The following is a 17,199-nucleotide window of genomic DNA, read 5'->3' on the forward strand; positions in this document are numbered from 1 at the left end:
ATATGGACCTGAGGGCTATTGTGTATGTCCGATATGAGCGAGTTTGTGAATGACAGTGAGGTGTACAAAACCTTACTGGAGTCGACCAAGGCGATTCCTTGGAAGATAGATTGGGCCTCGATGAAATTCGCCTATATCGGCCCTCAAATCGAGGCGTTGCTGGGCTGGAGTCCTGAAAGTTGGGTGAGCGTCGAAGACTGGGCTATGCGCATGCATCCAGAAGATCGCGAATATGTGGTGAATTTCTGCGTGACACAATCCCAGGCTGGCGTTGACCATGAGGCGGACTACCGAGCGCTGACCAAGGACAATGGCTATGTGTGGATTCGCGACGTGGTGCACGTGGTGCGCAATGACAAGGGTGAGGTCGAAGCACTGATCGGTTTCATGTTCGACATCAGCGAACGCAAGAAGACCGAGGACCAATTGCTGAACTTGCAGAAAGAGCTAGAGGTACTTTCGTTCAAGGACGGGTTGACGAACATTGCCAACCGCCGCCGCTTCGATAGCTGTTTCGAATTGGAGTGGGGGCGGGCGCGCCGCGAGCGCCAGCCACTGTCTCTGCTGTTGTTGGACGTCGATTTTTTCAAGCAGTACAACGATTTGTACGGACATATTCAAGGCGACAAATGTTTGATAGCGATTGCCCAGACGCTGAGTTTGGCATTGGACGGCCCTCGCGATTTGGTGGCTCGCTTTGGCGGCGAAGAGTTTATCGTGCTGCTGCCCGAAGCCGATGCCGAGGTGGCGCGTAAAGTGGCTGACCGCTGCCAGCGGTTGATTCAGAAGCAGTCCATCGTGCATGCGCTATCGCCACATGGCCACCGCGTCACTGTCAGCATAGGCGCGGGCTCGGTCGTGCCAGGAGAGCGGGAAAAGCCTACAGACTTCATCAAAGCCGTAGACCAGCAGCTTTATGCCGCTAAAAACAATGGACGGCACCGCATTGAATATGTGGAATTGGAGGGGTTGGCGGGTCTGCAGTTGTAATATGAGATTAAGTTATAACGTTATTGTGCACTGATTGTAATAAAGTTAAATTTAAAAATATGCGTTGGATTGATTCATGAAAAGTATTTTGATTGCAGTTGTCTTGTTTGGTTCTGCGCTTTCCTTGAAGGTTTCCGCGAACGCATTGGAAGTCGAGCATACGCTAATTGAGCAGCGCTGGTATGCTTTCAGTGAAGTGGTAGAAAAGCGAAATAAATATGAGCGGGTAGATCTTTCCCGCGGGTACATCGAATATTACTTCGAGGGTGATAAGTACGACCGAAAATACCCAGAAGAGAACGTGTCGTCGCGTGCAAAGTTTTATGCTAATCATGGGGCCGTTGGAACCTATGCGGCTGCTGATTATGAGACTGCATTAGACAAGGCGTGCGTAGATGTTGTCTCTGGCTCTCTAGAATCATTTAGAGGTAGCTACGAAAACTCCAAAAGATCTGACAGGCAACAATATAAGCGTATGGTTGTGGGTATAAGATCTTTAACGTATAAAGGCCCTGAATATAATTTCAAGAGCCCTTCGTCTTGGTCGCCCGTAGCGTTACCCAAGGACAAAAGAAGCCTTCTGTGTGAGATTTATGAAGTCAAGAGTGAAGCGAGCGATGTGAAATACATTGTTTATGCGGCTTCAGTAGCAACCGCTATGTTTGACGAGATTAATACGGCGCCACTGCCCGATAAAAAGCTCAAGTAATAAATGTTTTTTGCGCTGCTGCTGCGGCAATCATTGCTGTGGCATTAGCTGAATCAACCCTGAGGCTGTGAGCTGCATAGTGGAAGCCTTTCTGGCGATAGCCCTTGGCGCTGATCCTTCCTTCGATCATGAACGCGTCTAATGTTCCGTTGAAATCAATTCGTTTTTGTTCATGCAGGTACACCCCATAAAATACGGGCTGCTCTTCACGATAGGTAACCTAAAGGCTGCCACGGGAGAAAACAGAACGTTGGCCACATCTGAAATGCAACCTGCTCATTCAGATCTGGCACGAAGAATAGGGTGGCGCACACGATGAACAAGGAATTCACCTTCTCTATCAAGAGCATCTGCTTTGATGAGAACTACGCTCCCTCGGACAATACCCGAATCACGACTAACTTTGCCAATTTGGCCAGAGGGGCGAGCCGTGAAAATAATCTGCGCAATACGCTGAAGATGATAGACAACCGCTTCAATGCTCTGGCGCACTGGGACAACCCCAAAGGTGATCGTTACACGGTCGAGCTGGACATCATTTCCGCTGAAATGAAAATCGATGCGCAAAGCCGAGGCCATGCTATCCCTCTGATCGAAGTGTTGAAGACAACGGTTGTTGATCGAAAAACCGGGGAGCGTATCAACGGCATCGTTGGTAATAATTTCTCTTCCTACGTACGAGACTATGATTTCAGTGTGCGGTTGATGGAGCACAACAAGAACCAGGCCGGGTTCAGCACGCCAGACGACTTTGGCGAGTTGCACGGGAAGCTATTCAAGTGCTTTGTCAACTCAAGTGCCTACAAGGCGCACTTTAACAAACCGCCTGTTATCTGCCTGAGCGTTTCGAGCGCCAGAACTTACCATCGAACCGAGAATCAGCATCCTGTGTTGGGCTTTGAGTACCAGCAGGACGCGTACTCGCTGACGGATGAGTATTTCAAGAAGATGGGTTTGAAGGTTCGCTATTTCATGCCGCCGAACAGCGCTGCGCCGCTGGCCTTTTATTTTTCAGGCGATCTGCTGGGTGACTACACCAACCTAGAGCTGATTGGCACCATCAGCACGATGGATACCTTCCAGAAAATCTACCGGCCGGAGATCTATAACGCTAACTCGGCGGCTGGAAAAGTCTATCAGCCGAGCTTAAAGAACCAGGACTACTCGTTGACGCTAATCGTGTATGACCGAGAGGAGCGTAGTCGGCTGGCTACAGAGCAAGGAAAGTTTGCGGAAGAACAATTTATTAAGCCCTATCAAGCCGCACTTGAGCAGTGGTCTGTTAGCTGCGCTCATTGATTAATTGAAAGCTAAGGTCATCCTTCATGAAGAAACTGTTGCCCACTTCTACCGCTGGCAGCTTGCCCAAGCCGTCCTGGCTTGCTCAACCTGAGACCCTTTGGTCACCTTGGAAATTACAAGGTGATGAGCTGGTTGAGGGCAAGCAAGATGCGCTGCGCCTGTCGCTGCATGAACAACAGCTGGCCGGAATCGATATCGTCAGCGATGGCGAGCAGACTCGTCAGCATTTCGTAACGACCTTTATCGAGCACCTGGACGGCGTTGATTTCGAAAAACGTGAGACGGTAAGGATTCGTGATCGTTACGATGCGAGCGTGCCGACTGTCGTGGGTGCCGTCGCTCGGAAAAAGTCGGTCTTCGTTGAAGACGCCAAATTTTTGCGTCAGCAAACCGGGCAACCTATCAAGTGGGCCTTGCCAGGGCCAATGACGATGATCGATACCCTTTACGATGCGCATTACAAGAGCCGTGAAAAACTGGCCTGGGAGTTTGCCAAGATTCTCAACCAGGAAGCCAAAGAGCTGGAGGCTGCCGGTGTCGACATCATTCAGTTCGATGAGCCTGCATTTAACGTGTTTTTCGATGAGGTCAATGACTGGGGTGTTGCCACGCTGGAAAGAGCGATTGAAGGGCTTAAATGCGAAACTGCTGTGCATATCTGTTACGGCTATGGCATCAAAGCCAATACCGACTGGAAGAAGTCGCTGGGCTCGGAGTGGCGGCAGTATGAAGAAGCCTTTCCCAAGCTGCAAAAATCCAACATCGACATCGTCTCGCTGGAGTGTCACAACTCCCATGTTCCCATGGATCTGATCGAACTCATTCGAGGTAAGAAGGTGATGGTCGGTGCCATTGACGTGGCCAACCATGCCATCGAAACGCCCGAAGAAGTCGCCAATACCCTGCGAAAAGCACTTCAGTTCGTGGACGCCGACAAGCTCTACCCATGCACCAACTGCGGTATGGCGCCTCTGCCTCGTCGAGTCGCCAGCGGCAAGCTGAACGCCTTGAGTGCCGGCGCAGAGATCATTCGCAAAGAGCTTGTGATCGGGTGCTGAGCCGCTTCCACAATTTAAGATGGCTGCAGGCAGCCAGATTGAATATTGGGCGGCCTCCAGCCTTCGTTCATACGACCCAGGCTGTGTGAAAACGCAGCAAATACATCGAAGACTGAGAGTCACGCGGGTTGTCTGTGGAATGTGGGTAAGCATCATTTTTTTGCTGACGCGGATTGTTATGCTGCCAGGCACACCCGCATCAACAAGGACGTTTCATAATGACCACAACCCTGCGCCTGGCTTCACCCAGCGATATCGAGTTGCTGTTTGACATTCGTACCAGCGTGATGCAGAACCATTTATCCCGTGTCCAATTGCACGAGATGGGCATTACTGCAGATGCACTCAGCGAGGCTATGCACAAAGCACCCTGCGCCTGGATTGCCGAATGGCAGCAGCAGGCTGCGGGTTTCGTCATGGTTGATCACGACGAAGGAGAGTTGTTCGCGCTGTTTGTGCGCCCGCAGCATGAAGGCAAGGGCATCGGCCAGCTATTGCTACAGCAGGCCGAAGCAGTGCTGTTCCAGCGACATGAAGTGATTCACCTGATCACCGATGGCGATGAAGCGATACGTGCGAATGGCTTTTATCGGCGATTCGGATGGACTGTGACCGGGGCTGTCGACGCCCGGGATGTGCGCTTTGAAAAGCGCCGCGCACGGAGTTGACCGCAATGGACATACCCTCTCGCTTCAAATTGCACGAAACCCGCCATTGCTGACACTGTTTGTATGGCGAGAGTTTTGCGAACGGCTAGAACCGCCAGCGATGAACAGGGCTTTTTTGTGCCCTTGTGTCGCTGGCTCAAACGCAAGGAGATGCCCCCATGTACGCCCTGTTGATACTCGATGTTCAAGTCGGGCTTGTTCACGGCCCGGAAAAACCATGGCGCTGCGACGCGTTGCTGGAAACAGTGAATGCCCTGATGGACAAGGCACGCAGCGCTGGCGCTTCGATATTTATCGCGCGCCACGTCGGGCCCGTTGGATCGCCCATCGAACCAGGCAGCCCGTTGACCAGGGTTGCGCAGGAGTTGAAGCTTCTGGGTGGCGAGGTGGTATTCGAAAAACGGCGGCTCAACGCCTTCGAAAAAACCGACCTGGCGGAGAATTTGCGCAATTGCGGGGCTACCGGTGTGGTAATCACTGGCATGAAGACTCAATACTGCATCGACAGTACCTGCAGGGCTGCCCGTGATCTGGGCTTCGATGCAGTCCTTGTCGCCGATGGTCATACCTGTTCGGACACGCCAGTGATGAACGCTGAGAACATCATCGCGCATCACAATGCAACGCTTGACGGGCCGTTCTGCCAGCTCGTCAAGGCTGCGCAATGGCGCTTCTAGCAGGGCCCGAAACGACGGGAATGCGCATGGCTTGCGGTAAGCAAAACATCAAAGCGCTTTTTGCCGACAGTGGAGTAGGGCCTCGCTGATCATGGCGTGGGCCAGTGCTGGAGAAACGCCGAGGATCCTGGCGATTTCATTCTGTTTCATGCCGTGAATGCGGCACATTTCGAATGCATAACGCGTGCGCTCAGGCAAATCGGCAAGAACTTCGGACACCCTTTCCAACACCTGTTGATCCGACACCAGTGTTTCGGGTGTTTTGGTCCGTGGACCGGACACCTCGCTGCTGTCCTCTTCGTTTCTTGGAGCGAGAAGATCGACGCAGCGTTGAGCTGATGTGGTTGACTGGGTGTTTGATGCCGGATTTCAAGACCATCGCCAACTTCCGAAAACACAACGGTACGGGAATCGTCGGCTACAGCGTGTAGATAGCCGTCGATTCTCAGCACCATTACGCCAGAGAAAAACCCAATATGAATTTGAACATCCGCAATGAGCTACCTGAAGACACCAAACGCATATCCAAACTAACTGCTGCGGCGTTTGAGCAGGAGCAACATTCCAGCCACACCGAGCATTTCATTGTCGATGCACTACGCCAAGCCGGACGACTAGCAGTTTCGCTGGTTGCAATGAAGAATGATGACATCGTTGGGCACGTCGCAATCTCTCCAGTCACCGTGTCTTCCGGTGCTGCGGGTTGGTATGGGCTCGGGCCAATATCCGTGTTGCCGGACTGCCAAGGCCAGGGTATTGGTTCATCCCTGATAAAAGCCGCTCTTGCCAAGCTACAAAGCAAAGGGGCAGATGGTTGCGTCGTATTGGGCGATCCTGACTACTACGGTCGCTTTGGCTTCAAGCCTCACGCTGGCTTGGAGCTGCCTGGAGTTCCCCAAGAGTATTTCCAAGCGCTGTCTTTTGGCGGTGACTTGCCAACAGGCACTGTGCAATATCATGAGTCCTTTGACGCCACGGAGTGAGTCTTGAGGCGTGAGAGAGTCATTAAAAATTTCATAATTCGATAGAAATTCCATTGCCATGTCAGACGGTTTTCCCCAATTGCCATCGCTTAACGCGCTGCGTGTTTTTGAAGTGGTGGCTCGCCATTTGAACTTCCGTTTAGCGGCCGAGGAGCTGGGCGTGACCCAGGCAGCGGTTGCTCAGCAGGTACGCGGGCTGGAGGCGAGTCTGGATCTTCGTTTGTTCGACCGTATGCCTCGAGGCCTTGCGTTGACCGATGCAGGTCTGGGCTACAGCGGCAGCATTCGCAGTGCGTTGGCCATGATCGATGAGGCTACACGCCTGCTCAGGCCTCAGTCTGCTCACCTGACGGTCAGCGTTACACCGACCTTTGCCTCTAAGTGGCTCATTCCCAGGCTTGGTAGCTTTGCACTGAGTTATCCGGATATCGACTTGCGTGTGCTGGCAACCGATCGGCTTTCCCACTTCAGTACCGATGGCGTGGATATCGCTGTCCGCTATGGTAAGTCAGAATTCGGGGCCGGTCTGAACAGCGAACTGCTGATGGAGCAGCGCATCGTTGCGGTAGCCAGCCCAACGTTGTTTGACGGAATCGTAGCCACCGTCAGCTTTGAGCAGCTTCAAGACTTCATCATGCTTCATGATGCCCATAACTTCTGGCCGCAGTTCCTTGCAGAACTGTTCCCGCAGCATGCGCAACCGACGGCCAAAAACCTGCGATTCAACCAGACCTCGTTAGCCATCGAGGCGGCTATCAGCGGTCAGGGCATCGCGTTGGCGAGTATGGCCTTCGTCCACGACGATATCGTCGCCGGCAGGCTGGTGCAGGTTTTTGCTCAGCAACTCACGGTCGAGAAGTCGTTTTATCTGGTCTGGCCACGGAAGATGAAGCAGCCCGAGTCATTGAGTATCGTGAAAGATTGGCTCAAAGCTCAGGTTGGTGATAGTTAATCTACTGGAAGCGTAAAGTTTCGCTGGCTCCCTCCTGGTGAAAGCTGCTGCTAAGGTTAAGGCACTCAAGCAATCAGCTTGGCAGCATCTGGAGGCAGTGTGTCAGTAGAAAAAGTTGCGATTATCACCGCCGGTGGCAGCGGTATGGGTGCGGCAGCAGCACGACGCTTGGCTGCCGATGGTTTCAAGGTAGGCATCCTGTCTTCTTCGGGCAAGGGCGAGGCATTGGCTGCCGAACTTGGCGGCATCGGTGTAACCGGCAGCAACCAGTCGGTTGAAGACTTGCAACGTCTGGTCGATGCTGTGGTGGAGAAGTGGGGCCGTATAGACGTGCTGGTCAACAGCGCCGGCCATGGCCCGCGCGCACCGATTCTGGAGATCAGCGACGTAGACTGGCACAAGGGCATGGACACTTATCTGCTCAATGTCATTCGTCCAACGCGTTTGGTGACCCCCTACATGCAACGTCAGCAGGGCGGAGTGATCATCAACATTTCCACCGCCTGGGCGCTCGAACCCAGTGAGCTGTTTCCGACATCCGCTGTATTACGCGCAGGCTTGGCTGCGTTCAGCAAAATTTTCGCGGATAGCTTCGCTGCGGATAACGTACGTATCAACAATGTGCTCCCTGGATGGATCGATAGCCTGCCGGGCACTGAGCAACGTCGCGACAGCGTGCCGCTCAAGCGCTATGGCACCAGCGAGGAAATCGCGGCCACCATCGCGTTTCTCGCCAGTGACGGCGCGGCCTACATCACTGGGCAGAACATCAAGGTCGATGGCGGCGTGACCCGCAGCGTTTGATCCGCCGTGGCCGCAGCACGTCCCGCAGCCAAGTTACAAGGCCGGTTACAAGGGGTATAACTAGCAGAACATAAGGTGGGCCAGCCGGCATGGGCCATCCCAAGACAGCCCCCGGGCGTGGTGCCCAGGGCTGAGCACCACCTGCGGCGTGGAGCGATGTGATGAGTTGCAGGGCATGGCGATGGGTTCGCAAGAGCGTTGTGGGCTGCATCCAGCTGACATTGCTGGTTGCTCCACTCTGCGCCAGCGCCATGTTCAAGTGCCAAACCACGGAAGGCGCCATTCACTACACCCGCCAAGCCATTGCCAGCGCTGACTGTACCCACGTCAATGATGGGGCACGCGCCAGCGCTAAGGTCTCGGTCTTGCCACGCCAGGTGCGGGCCGACGACACCGGCGCGGTGCGGGTCAGGGTGTTCACCTTCATCCACAGGGGCGTTCGACAATATGTGAGCCGGCGCCCTGTCGGGATCTCCGCACGGGTCGATGTTCTTGAGCTTTATTACATCAAGGACTGCTATCTGTGCATGGCGCCGAAGGACTTCAAGGTGGCTTCACTGCGCCTGGACACCCAATCCTATCGGCGGGAAATCGAAGCTGCTGCGGGTCAGTATGGGGTCGACACGGCGCTGGTCCGCGCAGTGATACACGCCGAGTCAGCGTTTCGCCCCAACGCCATTTCAGTCGCTGGCGCTCAGGGATTGATGCAATTGATGCCCGCTACCGCTACGCGTTTCGCCGTGGATGATCCGTTCGATGCACGACAGAATATTCACGGCGGCGTGCGCTATCTGGCCTGGTTGCTCAAGCGCTTCAACGGCAACCAGATGCTTGCACTGGCGGGTTACAACGCAGGCGAGGCCTCCGTGGTCGAACACAACGGGGTACCGCCTTATGCCGAAACACAATCTTACGTCACCCTCGTGCAGTCCTTGGCCGAACGCTACCGCCAGCGGCACTAGCAGCGTAAGGCGGGTTCAGGCCATGGAGCACAAGTCTATCTCCTCATTTCCGCCTCGCTGCGGCACTGTGAAAAGGTCGCGTCCACGCAGTGGCCATATGACTGGTAGGGTCCTGCGAGGCGGTCGCACCGCTATATGCGCAACTGGCTGACATTGTCTTGCCTGGTTGATGTGCGTGCGATCCAGCGCGCTTTGGTGACAATGACTCCTATGGACATGTAACAACGTTGTCTACAACGCGTACTGTGAGTCGCCGGTCTCGGCGTTGTCGGTCGAGCAGGGCACCCTGGACATTGCCAACAGCCCTGTGGACGCACCGGGGGGCTGGCGCAGACCGTGCAAACCCTCGCTCATTTGCGCAACTCATGCTTTGGGCTCGCCCCAGTCGCTACGCGTCGCAGCAGTCAGCGCATCCCAGTCATCAGGAGGGTTGCCGCGGCCCAGCATCTTCTCGAATACGGCGTAGGGATCGGATTTGCTGCCTGTGGACCGTAGGGTGTTTTCGTCGTTGACCCATGCATAGACGATGACCTTGGATCTTGAGTCGTAGCGAAAAAACAGCCGAAAGCGCCTGCCGATTTTTGCGCGGCGCCAATGTCTGTAAGCGGTGCCCAGCGTGTTGTCTTGGCGGAACTCATCACGGCCTGGGTCGGCAGGCACAGCCTCCATGATCAGATGGCTCAATGCCCGAAACAGTTTGACGTTGGCGTTGCTCTCAAAACCTTGCGGATCGTTCTGCTCGGCTCGGGCGGCGGCTTCTTGCAATTTGCGTAGCTGTAAAGTCACACCTTCATGGAACAACAGTGTCCAGCCATGTCGCAGCATCAGATTGCGACCTCACCTTCGATATCTTCGTCCAGGTTTACGCAGTGGTTTGCGTTGGCGAGCATGGTTTGCGCCAAGTCTACCGGTAGAGTGGTGAGGTTGCGGCCGCCTCGGATATCAGCCTCCAGCAAACCCAGGAACGCACCGATGGCAGGGTCTTCGTGGGTGGTTTCTACGCGGCTGACCACGATTTCACCGCCGCGTACGTCGAATGCAATCTTGCCACCTGTGTCAATGCCCAGTAGCTGGCGAACGGATTTGGGCAGTGTGACCTGCCCCTTCGAGGTCAACGTGGCGATTTCGTGGATGGCAGGCATGAGTGTTCTCCCGGATATGCTGAATGAATGGTAAGGAATAATCCTTACCCGCTCAATCTGGGTTCTTCTATCAAGCATAAGCAGCAATCCACTGGAAGTGAATGGAGCTCCATGGTTTGTGGAAAGGCAGAAATGATCAGATGAACAGCCAGCCCGGCGAAAACTAGAGACTATCCGGATCGCCAAAAAACATCTGAATCCTCGACCGCAACCAGCGCTCACCTGGATCATTATCCTGAGACCCACGCCACGCCATGTGCAGCTCAAAGCTCTGCACCTCAAGTGGCGGATCCTCCGCTCTTAGCCCACCCGCTGCAGTCAGCGCTTCGGCGGTGTAGTCGGGTACGGTGGCGAGGATGTCGGTGCCTGACAGCAGGCTGCCCAGGCCATTGAATTGGGGCACGGCCAGCACGACATGGCGCTTGCGGCCGAGTTTTTCCAGGATTTCGTCCATGAAGCCACCCAGGTCGCCCGCGAACGACACCAAGGCGTGGGGACGGGCACAGAAGTCGTCCAGGCTCAGGCTGCCAGGCATGCTGTCGGCGCGCAGTACTTTTGGTTTGCTGCGGCGCAGTACTTTGCGCTTGGCGTTGGCAGGCAAGTCGTTGGTCCAGCTGACGCCCACCGAAATTTCACCGCTGGCAAGCAAGGCCGGCATCAGCAGGTAATTGACCCTGCGTACCACCAGAACGATGCCCGGGGCTTCGGCACGTATGCGTTTGAGCAACTGCGGCAGCAGGGCGAACTCGGCGTCGTCCGACAGACCGATGCGAAACACAGTGGTGCTGGTGGCTGGGTCGAAGTCGGCCGCGCGGCTGACGGCTGTAGAGATCGAGTCCAGGGCGGGCGAGAGCAGGGCGAAGATTTCTACCGCGCGCGCCGATGGTTCCATGCTGCGACCGGTGCGCACGAACAATGGGTCGTCGAACAGGCTGCGCAAGCGTGACAATGCTGCACTGATCGCCGGCTGGCCGAGAAACAGTTTTTCGGCTGCGCGGGTTACGCTGCGTTCATGCATCAGCGTCTCGAAGACGATCAGCAGGTTCAGGTCGACGCGACGCAAGTCGTTACGGTTCATCGGCTCGGCTTCACTGGACGGTTGGGGCAGGGGTGAATCTTAAGGGTAAAGGCTGTTACCCTGCACCGCATAATTTGCCCAGAGCGGCATATCCTTAATCAATGACAAGCATGTCGACTATTAATGGCCACAGATGGTCTAACCGTGAAAGCCCGGATAGAGTTCAGGGTATTAGAGGTTCACTAGGCGAGGTTTGCGATGTCCCGCATGATCCGTTTCCACAAGTTCGGCCCGGCCGAGGTGCTCAAGATCGAAGAGCAGGTCGCGGCGCAGCCGGCTGCCGGTGAGGTGCAGATCCGCGTTGAAGCGATCGGTATCAGTTGGTACGACGTGCTCTGGCGGCAGAACCTGGCGCCGTCCCAGGCACGCTTGCCCGCCGGTATCGGGCATGAAATGGCGGGTGTGGTCGTGGCCGTGGGCGAAGGCGTCGATGACCTGGCAGTGGGCGACAAGGTCGCCAGCTTTCCGGCCTGCAGTGCCAACGAGCATCCGGTGTACGGCGAGGTCATTGTGCTGCCACGTACGGCATTGACCCGCTACCCAGAGATACTTTCGCCGATCGAGGCCAGTGTCCATTACACGCCGTTGCTGATGGCCTATTTTGCCTATGTCGATCTGGCCCGGGCCAAGGCCGGGCAAACCGCGTTGGTCACCGATGCCAGCCATTGTGCCGGTCCTGCCTTTGTGCAACTGGGCAAGGCGCTGGGGCTCAAGGTATTTGCCGCCACCAAGGATGCCGATCAGCGCGACAATCTGATCAAGCTGGGTGCCGACAAAGTGATCGTCACCGAAGAGCAAGACCTGCTCATGCAGATCAATAAGTACACCGACAACCGCGGTGTCGACATGGTTCTCGATGGCCTTGGTGGCCCGCAGATGTCGTTGCTGGGTGATGTCCTGGCGCCGCGCGGCAGCCTGGTGCTTTACGGCTTGCAGGGTGGCAACCAGACGCCTTTCCCGGCCTGCGCCGCGTTTCAGAAGAACATTCAGTTCTTTGTGCATTGCATCGGCAATTTCACGGGCAAGCCGGAACTTGGCATTACACAGGACCAGGTGGCGCTGCAGCGGGCGCTGCGTGACATCAACCAGTTCACCGCTGACAAGCTGCTGACGCCGCAGATCATCAAGGTTTACCCCTTCGAGCGGGTTGTCGAGGCCCATCGCTACATGGACGAATGCCCATGTGGGGGACGCCTGGTGCTGGAGATAGCTGACGCCTGACACCTTGCTCGAGGTGTTTATCAGTGAAAAGCCCGAGCGTTGCTCGGGTTTTTTTATCGGCATTCAATGTTGGGTTTCGCCGTTGTCCACAAATACACCCACGAATTAGTTAAGTCGCTCAGTTGGGGTGTTGCTGGACGCATGTTCCATGGTTTGTCACCTTATTGTAATAAAATAGCTGTTCTGCGCTGAACGGCTTTTTTTGCTTATTCTGTATCTTTTATTCGTTGGCCAACCCCCGATAATGAGCTGTACTTATTACGCTCAGGGAGTGAGTCGATATGAACGAGAATCCCATGATAGAGGTGGTTTTACAGGCTGCGGCGGGCGCTGCAGTCTGGGTTGATTGGCGCGTGTTTAGATTGCTGTAAATTCTTGTAGGAACTTGTGGGAAGTTTCCTAGGAAGTTGGATGGCTTTTTGTTTCTGCTGATTGTAAATGTTTGCGGAAGCGCACTTTAAATGGCCGGAATCGATATTCAGGTGGGCGTAATGGGCAGTATTCACGATCAAGCCATGCAGTATATATATCAGCAAGTATTGCAGCGTGTGCTTGAGCATTTGTCGCAAGCGCAAAAGGCATCGCTGCAATTATTGGTTCAGCGATTGATTGTGGCGGCCGGTGGCCTTGAACGGATCAAGGGATTGCGCTTGATGTTCGTATTTGATGCCAGTTTGCGCTGCGCCCAGGCCCTGGCCTGTGTGCGAGCTGCGCAGTTGAGCATTGCTGCTCGCGCACCTCACACCTTTCACTTGCGTATTGCCACGGCGTGGCAAGCCGGGATGAGCACCACAACACAAGCGAACATCGATAGCACGTTCTCGAGATTGTTCATGCACGATGACCCGCGCATCGAGTTGCTGGTGCTCGATGCCGACGAACTGCTGTCCTACGATAATCGTCGCGCTCCATCTGACGCGCAACAACTGGCAGAGCGTCAGGAGTGGCTGTTGTGTGGTCACCTTGGCGGCGGTTCGCCGCTGTTGGCCAACTTTGCCAGCCACGGTTATTTGCACCTGGCTGAGCTGGCTCGCCAGGCTATTACCTGGCAGGGTCGCGTCGACGCGGTGATCAATGCGGACTCACTGGCCGATCGCAAGCGTTACCTGGCCTGGAGTAGACGCTCGCTGCGTAACGCCGAATTGCTTGGTGCACGGCCTATTCATAGCTGCGCCGCAGCGCTGCTCGAAGGAATGGGTGAGCTGCACAGGCGCTACTTGGACTTGCTGCAAGGGCACGAGTCAGCTTTCGTACCAGCAGGTGCCGAACCCGAATTTGGCGAGCAGCCGGCATTGCGCTTTATCACAATCGACGATCTGGTGGCTGACCATGAAACGCTCCTTGCCAAGCGACTGAGTCGCTTTCTGGGCTACAACTTCGACCAGCAGGCCGACCCCAGTGGTCACAGCGGAATCGCCAACCCATTGTTGTTAGCGCATCTGCAGGGGTTAAAAGCCGAGTTCATCGACAACACTCATTACGGTGATGGCATTGACCTGTATCTGCAGCAAACCCGACAGCGAATGCAGCGCAACGATGACTTTGCCACGGTTGAAACGTGCATTTTCGACTATTGGCAGACTGGCGAGCTGGAGCAACGACGTGGCGAGGCTAATGATTTTGCCTCGCAGGCTTATGGCCTGAGCGAAGCGCAATTGGTTTGCCAGTTGTTCAGTCCGTTCGTGGGGCGGGGTGCGCAGCTTGAAACATTCCTGTGCCGCTGCCATCCCGGCATGCTGGTGGCCATGCCTTACTTGCACAAGGCATTGCAGGGGCAGTCGGCACCGGAGCCGGTGGTGCAGTGGTTGGTGGACACCAGTGGTTTGCCACTGCCTATGCTGCAGAAGCTGTATAGCCGTGATGCGTTGGCTGGCGGCTCGCAGTGCTTGTTGTCCCGCTTGCGCGTGCGCGGTGCCAACCTGCGACATCTGAAGTACCGCGCTGCCAATAGCGTGTTGAGCGATGGCGAGCAGGCCGGCATTTGCTGATGAAGGACAAGACAAAACACAACAGGTTTGCCTATCAGGCGGTACACCGCTACTTGACTGAACTGATTTCCCAGTTGGCGCCAGGTACCTGTAACAAGTTGCCGTCGTTGCGAGATTTGGCGCGCCGATTGGATGTTTCCATCTCGACCATCCAGCATGCCTACTCGATGCTCGAACACGAAGGGCGTGTGCAGTCGGTGCCCAAGTCCGGTTACTTTGCCCGAGGCAGAGAGATCATCGTCCAGGCACAAAGTGGCGAGGATCTGTTGCACGACTTGCAGGCGCACGCCAGTCGTTCGCAAATGCTGGTGTTCAATGGTGCGCAGTCGCTGTCATCGCTCGAGACCAATCTGCTGGGTATCGAGCGCCAGTTGCTTCGTCAACATCCAAGGTTCACCGGGCTCGTTCACAGCAATGGCGACCTGGAACTGCGAACCGCACTGGCGGCGCACTACACCCAGTCGGTGCAGCTGTATTGGAGTGCTGACGATGTCTATCTATCGTCGGACCTGTACTCGCTATTCGAAACCTTGCTGGCCGCATTGGAATTGCAGGGCAGTACGATACTGGTGACATCACCCTGTTCCTGGCGTTTGCTGCGGATTCTGCAAGCGTGCGGGCTACGAGTAATCGAAATGCCGCTGAACAGTGATGGCGGCCTGAACCTTGAGCACTTCGCCTACCTGCTCCAGCGAGAGCCGGTGCGCATTGTCATGTTGGCTTCACGCTTGAACAGCCCGCATGGCAGCCTGTTGCCCCACGTGCAGTACCAGGCCATCAGTGAACTGCTGGATCTACACGGGGTGTGGTTACTGGAAAACGACCTGGATGCCGAGTACTGCTTCGCCGCACATCCTCAGGTTTGTCTGCGAGAGATGGTCGATCCGCAGCGCCTGCTGGTGTTTTCCTCGCTGGAGCGCACGGTGGGAGCCGAAGCGCCATTCGCCTATCTGTTGTCGCGCCATTGCCCGCAGCAGCTCCAGCGCCAGTTCCTGGCCAGGGGCTTTCATTTGCCGCCCTTGCGCCAGCAAGCTGTGGCACGGCTGTATGGCAAGGGGCGCATCGATATCCATCTGGAGAAGGTACGCCTGCGTCTGTTCGAGCGGGTTACCCATCTTTATCAGCAAATGCAGGTTTACCTGGGCGCGCACATGCAGTTCAAGATGCCTGCCGGCGGCACGACGATCTGGGCGCATACCCGGACGCTGGTGGACATGCGGGTGTTGTTTCAGCGCCTGCTCGAGCAGGGCCTGGTCATCGTCCCAGGTGAATTGTTCAGCTTGCAGGGTGACTACCGCCAGCACCTGCGCCTGGGCTGTCCATCCAGACAGTCACATGACCTGCAGATTGGGCTGAAGGTATTGCGCGAGGAGCTGCAGCGGGCTCAAAAGGCCAAAAGGTAGCGAACGCTCAGTTGATCGCCCTCGCTTCGATTGCGAGCCCCGGATTCGCTGTAGTAGTTGATGAACACGCTGTGGCCACCTGTGCTGTAACGCACACCCGGTCCGAAGCCGAATACCTGCTCCTTGGAGTCCTTCTGGCGATGGCCGTCTATTTTGTCGGTACTTATCTGCTTGAGGTGATAGCCGGCCACGCCCACGCGCCAATGATCGTCCAGTGCGTATGAAGCGGCAAAGTTGCTGTGCAGCGCTTCGCCGGGTTGTATGTCGCCGGCTTGCAGTTGCTGTGCCGGACTGTCATTGCGACTGTTCCAGGCATAGTGCAGCCGCCCGCTGAACTCCAGGCGTTCGCTTGCCATCCAGGTAAAGGCGTAGTGAGGATTGAAGGTCCAGACATTGCTTCCAGTGTTGATCTGCGCGCGCTTGTCATAGTCACCGGTTGGCAAGGTGAAGACGAAATTCAAGCGTTGCCAGAAGGGCCGCCCGAACAACATCACCGGATCCCATTGCAATAGCAGTGGGCTGACTATCAGATCGCCTTGACGGGTGCGGGTACCTTGCGGACCGCCGTCGATATCCAGATCCAGGTGTACCAGCGGTAACAGTACTTCGGCGCCGTAATAGGCTCCGGCGATGCGCTGCTTGCTGATGTAGGCGAAGTGCGGCAGTACGGTGGTGCTTCGTATCCGCTGGCGCCCTGGCACCGAATGGCCGCTGGCATCCACGGCCTGGTTACTGCGGTTGTACTGGACGGGTAGCTCAAAAAGCATTCCCGGTTGTGTGATGCCATCCAGAAAACTAGTGTTGCCCAAAGGCAGGGGCGGCAGGCTGACACTATCGGCCTGGGCTTCCAGGCACAGCAGCGGCCAAAGCAGGCCAAGGGCGGGCAGGTGAGGGGCACGCATGCATAAGTCTCTCTAATTATGTGTTTGTCAAAGCGGCTTGGCGGCGCAGTAAGCATCGATGTGCAAAAGTGTCGTCGTATATCGTTGCTGTTCCGAAATTGATACAGCTCTTGGCGCAATATGTCGTCTACGCAGCCTTGAATTGCGCAAACTGCAACTGTAGCGGCTTTGATTGGGTTGAGTAGCCGGCAACTTGGTCTTCTGCGTTCTTTTTGTAGAACGATGCGGATTCCTGATTTGCTTTTTAACCGAGGGGAATAGATTTGTGGCTCTCTGCGCAACTGCCGATCGACACCCCTTGCCGATCAGTGGTGCTCCAGCAGGTTGCCAAAAGTGGTGATCTGTATGTATAACCAGCGT

20 protein-coding genes and 1 pseudogene are annotated in these 17,199 nt (G+C 55.6%); 14 read left to right on the top strand and 7 right to left on the bottom strand.

Features of this window, described 5'->3' with window-relative positions; all coding sequences use genetic code 11:
* The first annotated feature begins 33 nt into the window (after positions 1 to 33).
* Entirely contained in the window at positions 34 to 990 is a 957-nt protein-coding gene (locus tag D3Z90_RS11005) for a sensor domain-containing diguanylate cyclase (RefSeq protein WP_218571438.1), read from the top strand.
* 76 nt (positions 991 to 1,066) lie between these two features.
* Complete coding sequence (locus D3Z90_RS11010) at positions 1,067 to 1,699, top strand: hypothetical protein (protein ID WP_136475771.1); 633 nt, start codon at positions 1,067 to 1,069, stop codon at positions 1,697 to 1,699.
* Here D3Z90_RS11010 and D3Z90_RS11015 read toward each other — a convergent pair.
* A complete protein-coding gene (locus D3Z90_RS11015; RefSeq protein ID WP_136475773.1) occupies positions 1,692 to 1,883 on the bottom strand; it encodes a hypothetical protein in 192 nt (63 codons plus the stop codon). The two genes, D3Z90_RS11010 and D3Z90_RS11015, sit on opposite strands and share 8 nt — an antisense overlap.
* A gap of 131 nt (positions 1,884 to 2,014) precedes the next feature.
* On the opposite strand from D3Z90_RS11015, the gene D3Z90_RS11020 reads away from it, so the two are divergent.
* The 4 genes from D3Z90_RS11020 to D3Z90_RS11035 all read left to right on the top strand — a co-directional run bounded on the left by D3Z90_RS11020 (position 2,015) and on the right by D3Z90_RS11035 (position 5,404).
* Positions 2,015 to 2,998, top strand: a complete 984-nt coding sequence (locus tag D3Z90_RS11020) for a DUF1852 domain-containing protein (RefSeq protein WP_136475774.1) — start codon at positions 2,015 to 2,017, stop codon at positions 2,996 to 2,998.
* Between the two features lie 26 nt (positions 2,999 to 3,024).
* Positions 3,025 to 4,059 carry a methionine synthase gene (locus D3Z90_RS11025; RefSeq protein WP_136475776.1) on the top strand — a complete coding sequence of 345 codons (1,035 nt, stop codon included), beginning with the start codon at positions 3,025 to 3,027 and terminating at the stop codon, positions 4,057 to 4,059.
* A gap of 218 nt (positions 4,060 to 4,277) precedes the next feature.
* Positions 4,278 to 4,727, top strand: coding sequence for a GNAT family N-acetyltransferase (locus D3Z90_RS11030; protein ID WP_136475778.1), 450 nt, complete (start codon positions 4,278 to 4,280; stop codon positions 4,725 to 4,727).
* A 158-nt stretch (positions 4,728 to 4,885) separates the two neighbouring features.
* The gene (locus D3Z90_RS11035) at positions 4,886 to 5,404 is read left to right on the top strand and encodes an isochorismatase family protein (RefSeq protein WP_136475780.1); all 519 of its coding nucleotides are present in this window, start codon (positions 4,886 to 4,888) and stop codon (positions 5,402 to 5,404) included.
* A 48-nt stretch (positions 5,405 to 5,452) separates the two neighbouring features.
* Here the strand turns inward: D3Z90_RS11035 and D3Z90_RS11040 are convergent, their stop codons facing one another.
* A complete protein-coding gene (locus D3Z90_RS11040) occupies positions 5,453 to 5,623 on the bottom strand; it encodes a sigma factor-like helix-turn-helix DNA-binding protein (RefSeq protein ID WP_305956110.1) in 171 nt (56 codons plus the stop codon).
* Positions 5,624 to 5,703: 80 nt separating this feature from the next.
* On the opposite strand from D3Z90_RS11040, the pseudogene D3Z90_RS27030 reads away from it, so the two are divergent.
* From D3Z90_RS27030 to D3Z90_RS11060, 5 genes and pseudogenes are all read left to right on the top strand, one after another.
* Positions 5,704 to 5,823, top strand: a pseudogene (locus D3Z90_RS27030) (hypothetical protein); the annotation flags it as partial.
* 57 nt (positions 5,824 to 5,880) lie between these two features.
* Positions 5,881 to 6,387 carry a GNAT family N-acetyltransferase gene (locus D3Z90_RS11045; protein WP_136475782.1) on the top strand — a complete coding sequence of 169 codons (507 nt, stop codon included), beginning with the start codon at positions 5,881 to 5,883 and terminating at the stop codon, positions 6,385 to 6,387.
* 58 nt (positions 6,388 to 6,445) lie between these two features.
* Positions 6,446 to 7,339 (top strand): LysR substrate-binding domain-containing protein, encoded by an 894-nt coding sequence (locus tag D3Z90_RS11050; RefSeq protein WP_136475784.1) that lies wholly within the window; start codon positions 6,446 to 6,448, stop codon positions 7,337 to 7,339.
* Between the two features lie 99 nt (positions 7,340 to 7,438).
* On the top strand, positions 7,439 to 8,143 hold the full coding sequence (locus D3Z90_RS11055) for an SDR family oxidoreductase (protein ID WP_136475786.1): 705 nt from the start codon (positions 7,439 to 7,441) through the stop codon (positions 8,141 to 8,143).
* Positions 8,144 to 8,304: 161 nt separating this feature from the next.
* Positions 8,305 to 9,105, top strand: a complete 801-nt coding sequence (locus D3Z90_RS11060; protein ID WP_136475787.1) for a lytic transglycosylase domain-containing protein — start codon at positions 8,305 to 8,307, stop codon at positions 9,103 to 9,105.
* 231 nt (positions 9,106 to 9,336) lie between these two features.
* Here D3Z90_RS11060 and D3Z90_RS27035 read toward each other — a convergent pair whose 3' ends face one another.
* The 4 genes from D3Z90_RS27035 to D3Z90_RS11080 all read right to left on the bottom strand — a co-directional run bounded on the left by D3Z90_RS27035 (position 9,337) and on the right by D3Z90_RS11080 (position 11,325).
* Positions 9,337 to 9,459 carry a hypothetical protein gene (locus tag D3Z90_RS27035; protein ID WP_256658350.1) on the bottom strand — a complete coding sequence of 41 codons (123 nt, stop codon included), beginning with the start codon at positions 9,457 to 9,459 and terminating at the stop codon, positions 9,337 to 9,339.
* A gap of 9 nt (positions 9,460 to 9,468) precedes the next feature.
* Positions 9,469 to 9,930, bottom strand: coding sequence for a type II toxin-antitoxin system YhaV family toxin (locus tag D3Z90_RS11070; RefSeq protein WP_136475789.1), 462 nt, complete (start codon positions 9,928 to 9,930; stop codon positions 9,469 to 9,471).
* Positions 9,930 to 10,247: a type II toxin-antitoxin system PrlF family antitoxin gene (locus D3Z90_RS11075; protein WP_136475791.1), complete on the bottom strand. Its 318-nt coding sequence runs from the start codon at positions 10,245 to 10,247 to the stop codon at positions 9,930 to 9,932. Before D3Z90_RS11075 ends, D3Z90_RS11070 begins: the two co-directional genes overlap by 1 nt.
* A gap of 163 nt (positions 10,248 to 10,410) precedes the next feature.
* Complete coding sequence (locus D3Z90_RS11080) at positions 10,411 to 11,325, bottom strand: LysR family transcriptional regulator (protein ID WP_136475793.1); 915 nt, start codon at positions 11,323 to 11,325, stop codon at positions 10,411 to 10,413.
* A gap of 198 nt (positions 11,326 to 11,523) precedes the next feature.
* Here D3Z90_RS11080 and D3Z90_RS11085 point away from each other — a divergent pair, with 198 nt between their 5' ends.
* From D3Z90_RS11085 to D3Z90_RS11095, 3 genes are all read left to right on the top strand, one after another.
* Entirely contained in the window at positions 11,524 to 12,546 is a 1,023-nt protein-coding gene (locus D3Z90_RS11085; RefSeq protein ID WP_136475795.1) for a zinc-dependent alcohol dehydrogenase family protein, read from the top strand.
* A 461-nt stretch (positions 12,547 to 13,007) separates the two neighbouring features.
* Positions 13,008 to 14,534 (top strand): hypothetical protein, encoded by a 1,527-nt coding sequence (locus tag D3Z90_RS11090; RefSeq protein ID WP_136475797.1) that lies wholly within the window; start codon positions 13,008 to 13,010, stop codon positions 14,532 to 14,534.
* Entirely contained in the window at positions 14,534 to 15,937 is a 1,404-nt protein-coding gene (locus D3Z90_RS11095; protein WP_136475799.1) for a PLP-dependent aminotransferase family protein, read from the top strand. The genes D3Z90_RS11090 and D3Z90_RS11095 overlap by 1 nt, the downstream gene beginning before the upstream one ends.
* Here the strand turns inward: D3Z90_RS11095 and D3Z90_RS11100 are convergent.
* On the bottom strand, positions 15,919 to 16,839 hold the full coding sequence (locus tag D3Z90_RS11100) for a transporter (protein WP_136475801.1): 921 nt from the start codon (positions 16,837 to 16,839) through the stop codon (positions 15,919 to 15,921). The genes D3Z90_RS11095 and D3Z90_RS11100 overlap by 19 nt on opposite strands.
* Positions 16,840 to 17,199: the final 360 nt, after the last annotated feature.

This window comes from Pseudomonas sp. DG56-2, assembly GCF_004803755.1.
In the GTDB taxonomy this organism is placed as follows: domain Bacteria; phylum Pseudomonadota; class Gammaproteobacteria; order Pseudomonadales; family Pseudomonadaceae; genus Aquipseudomonas; species Aquipseudomonas auratipiscis.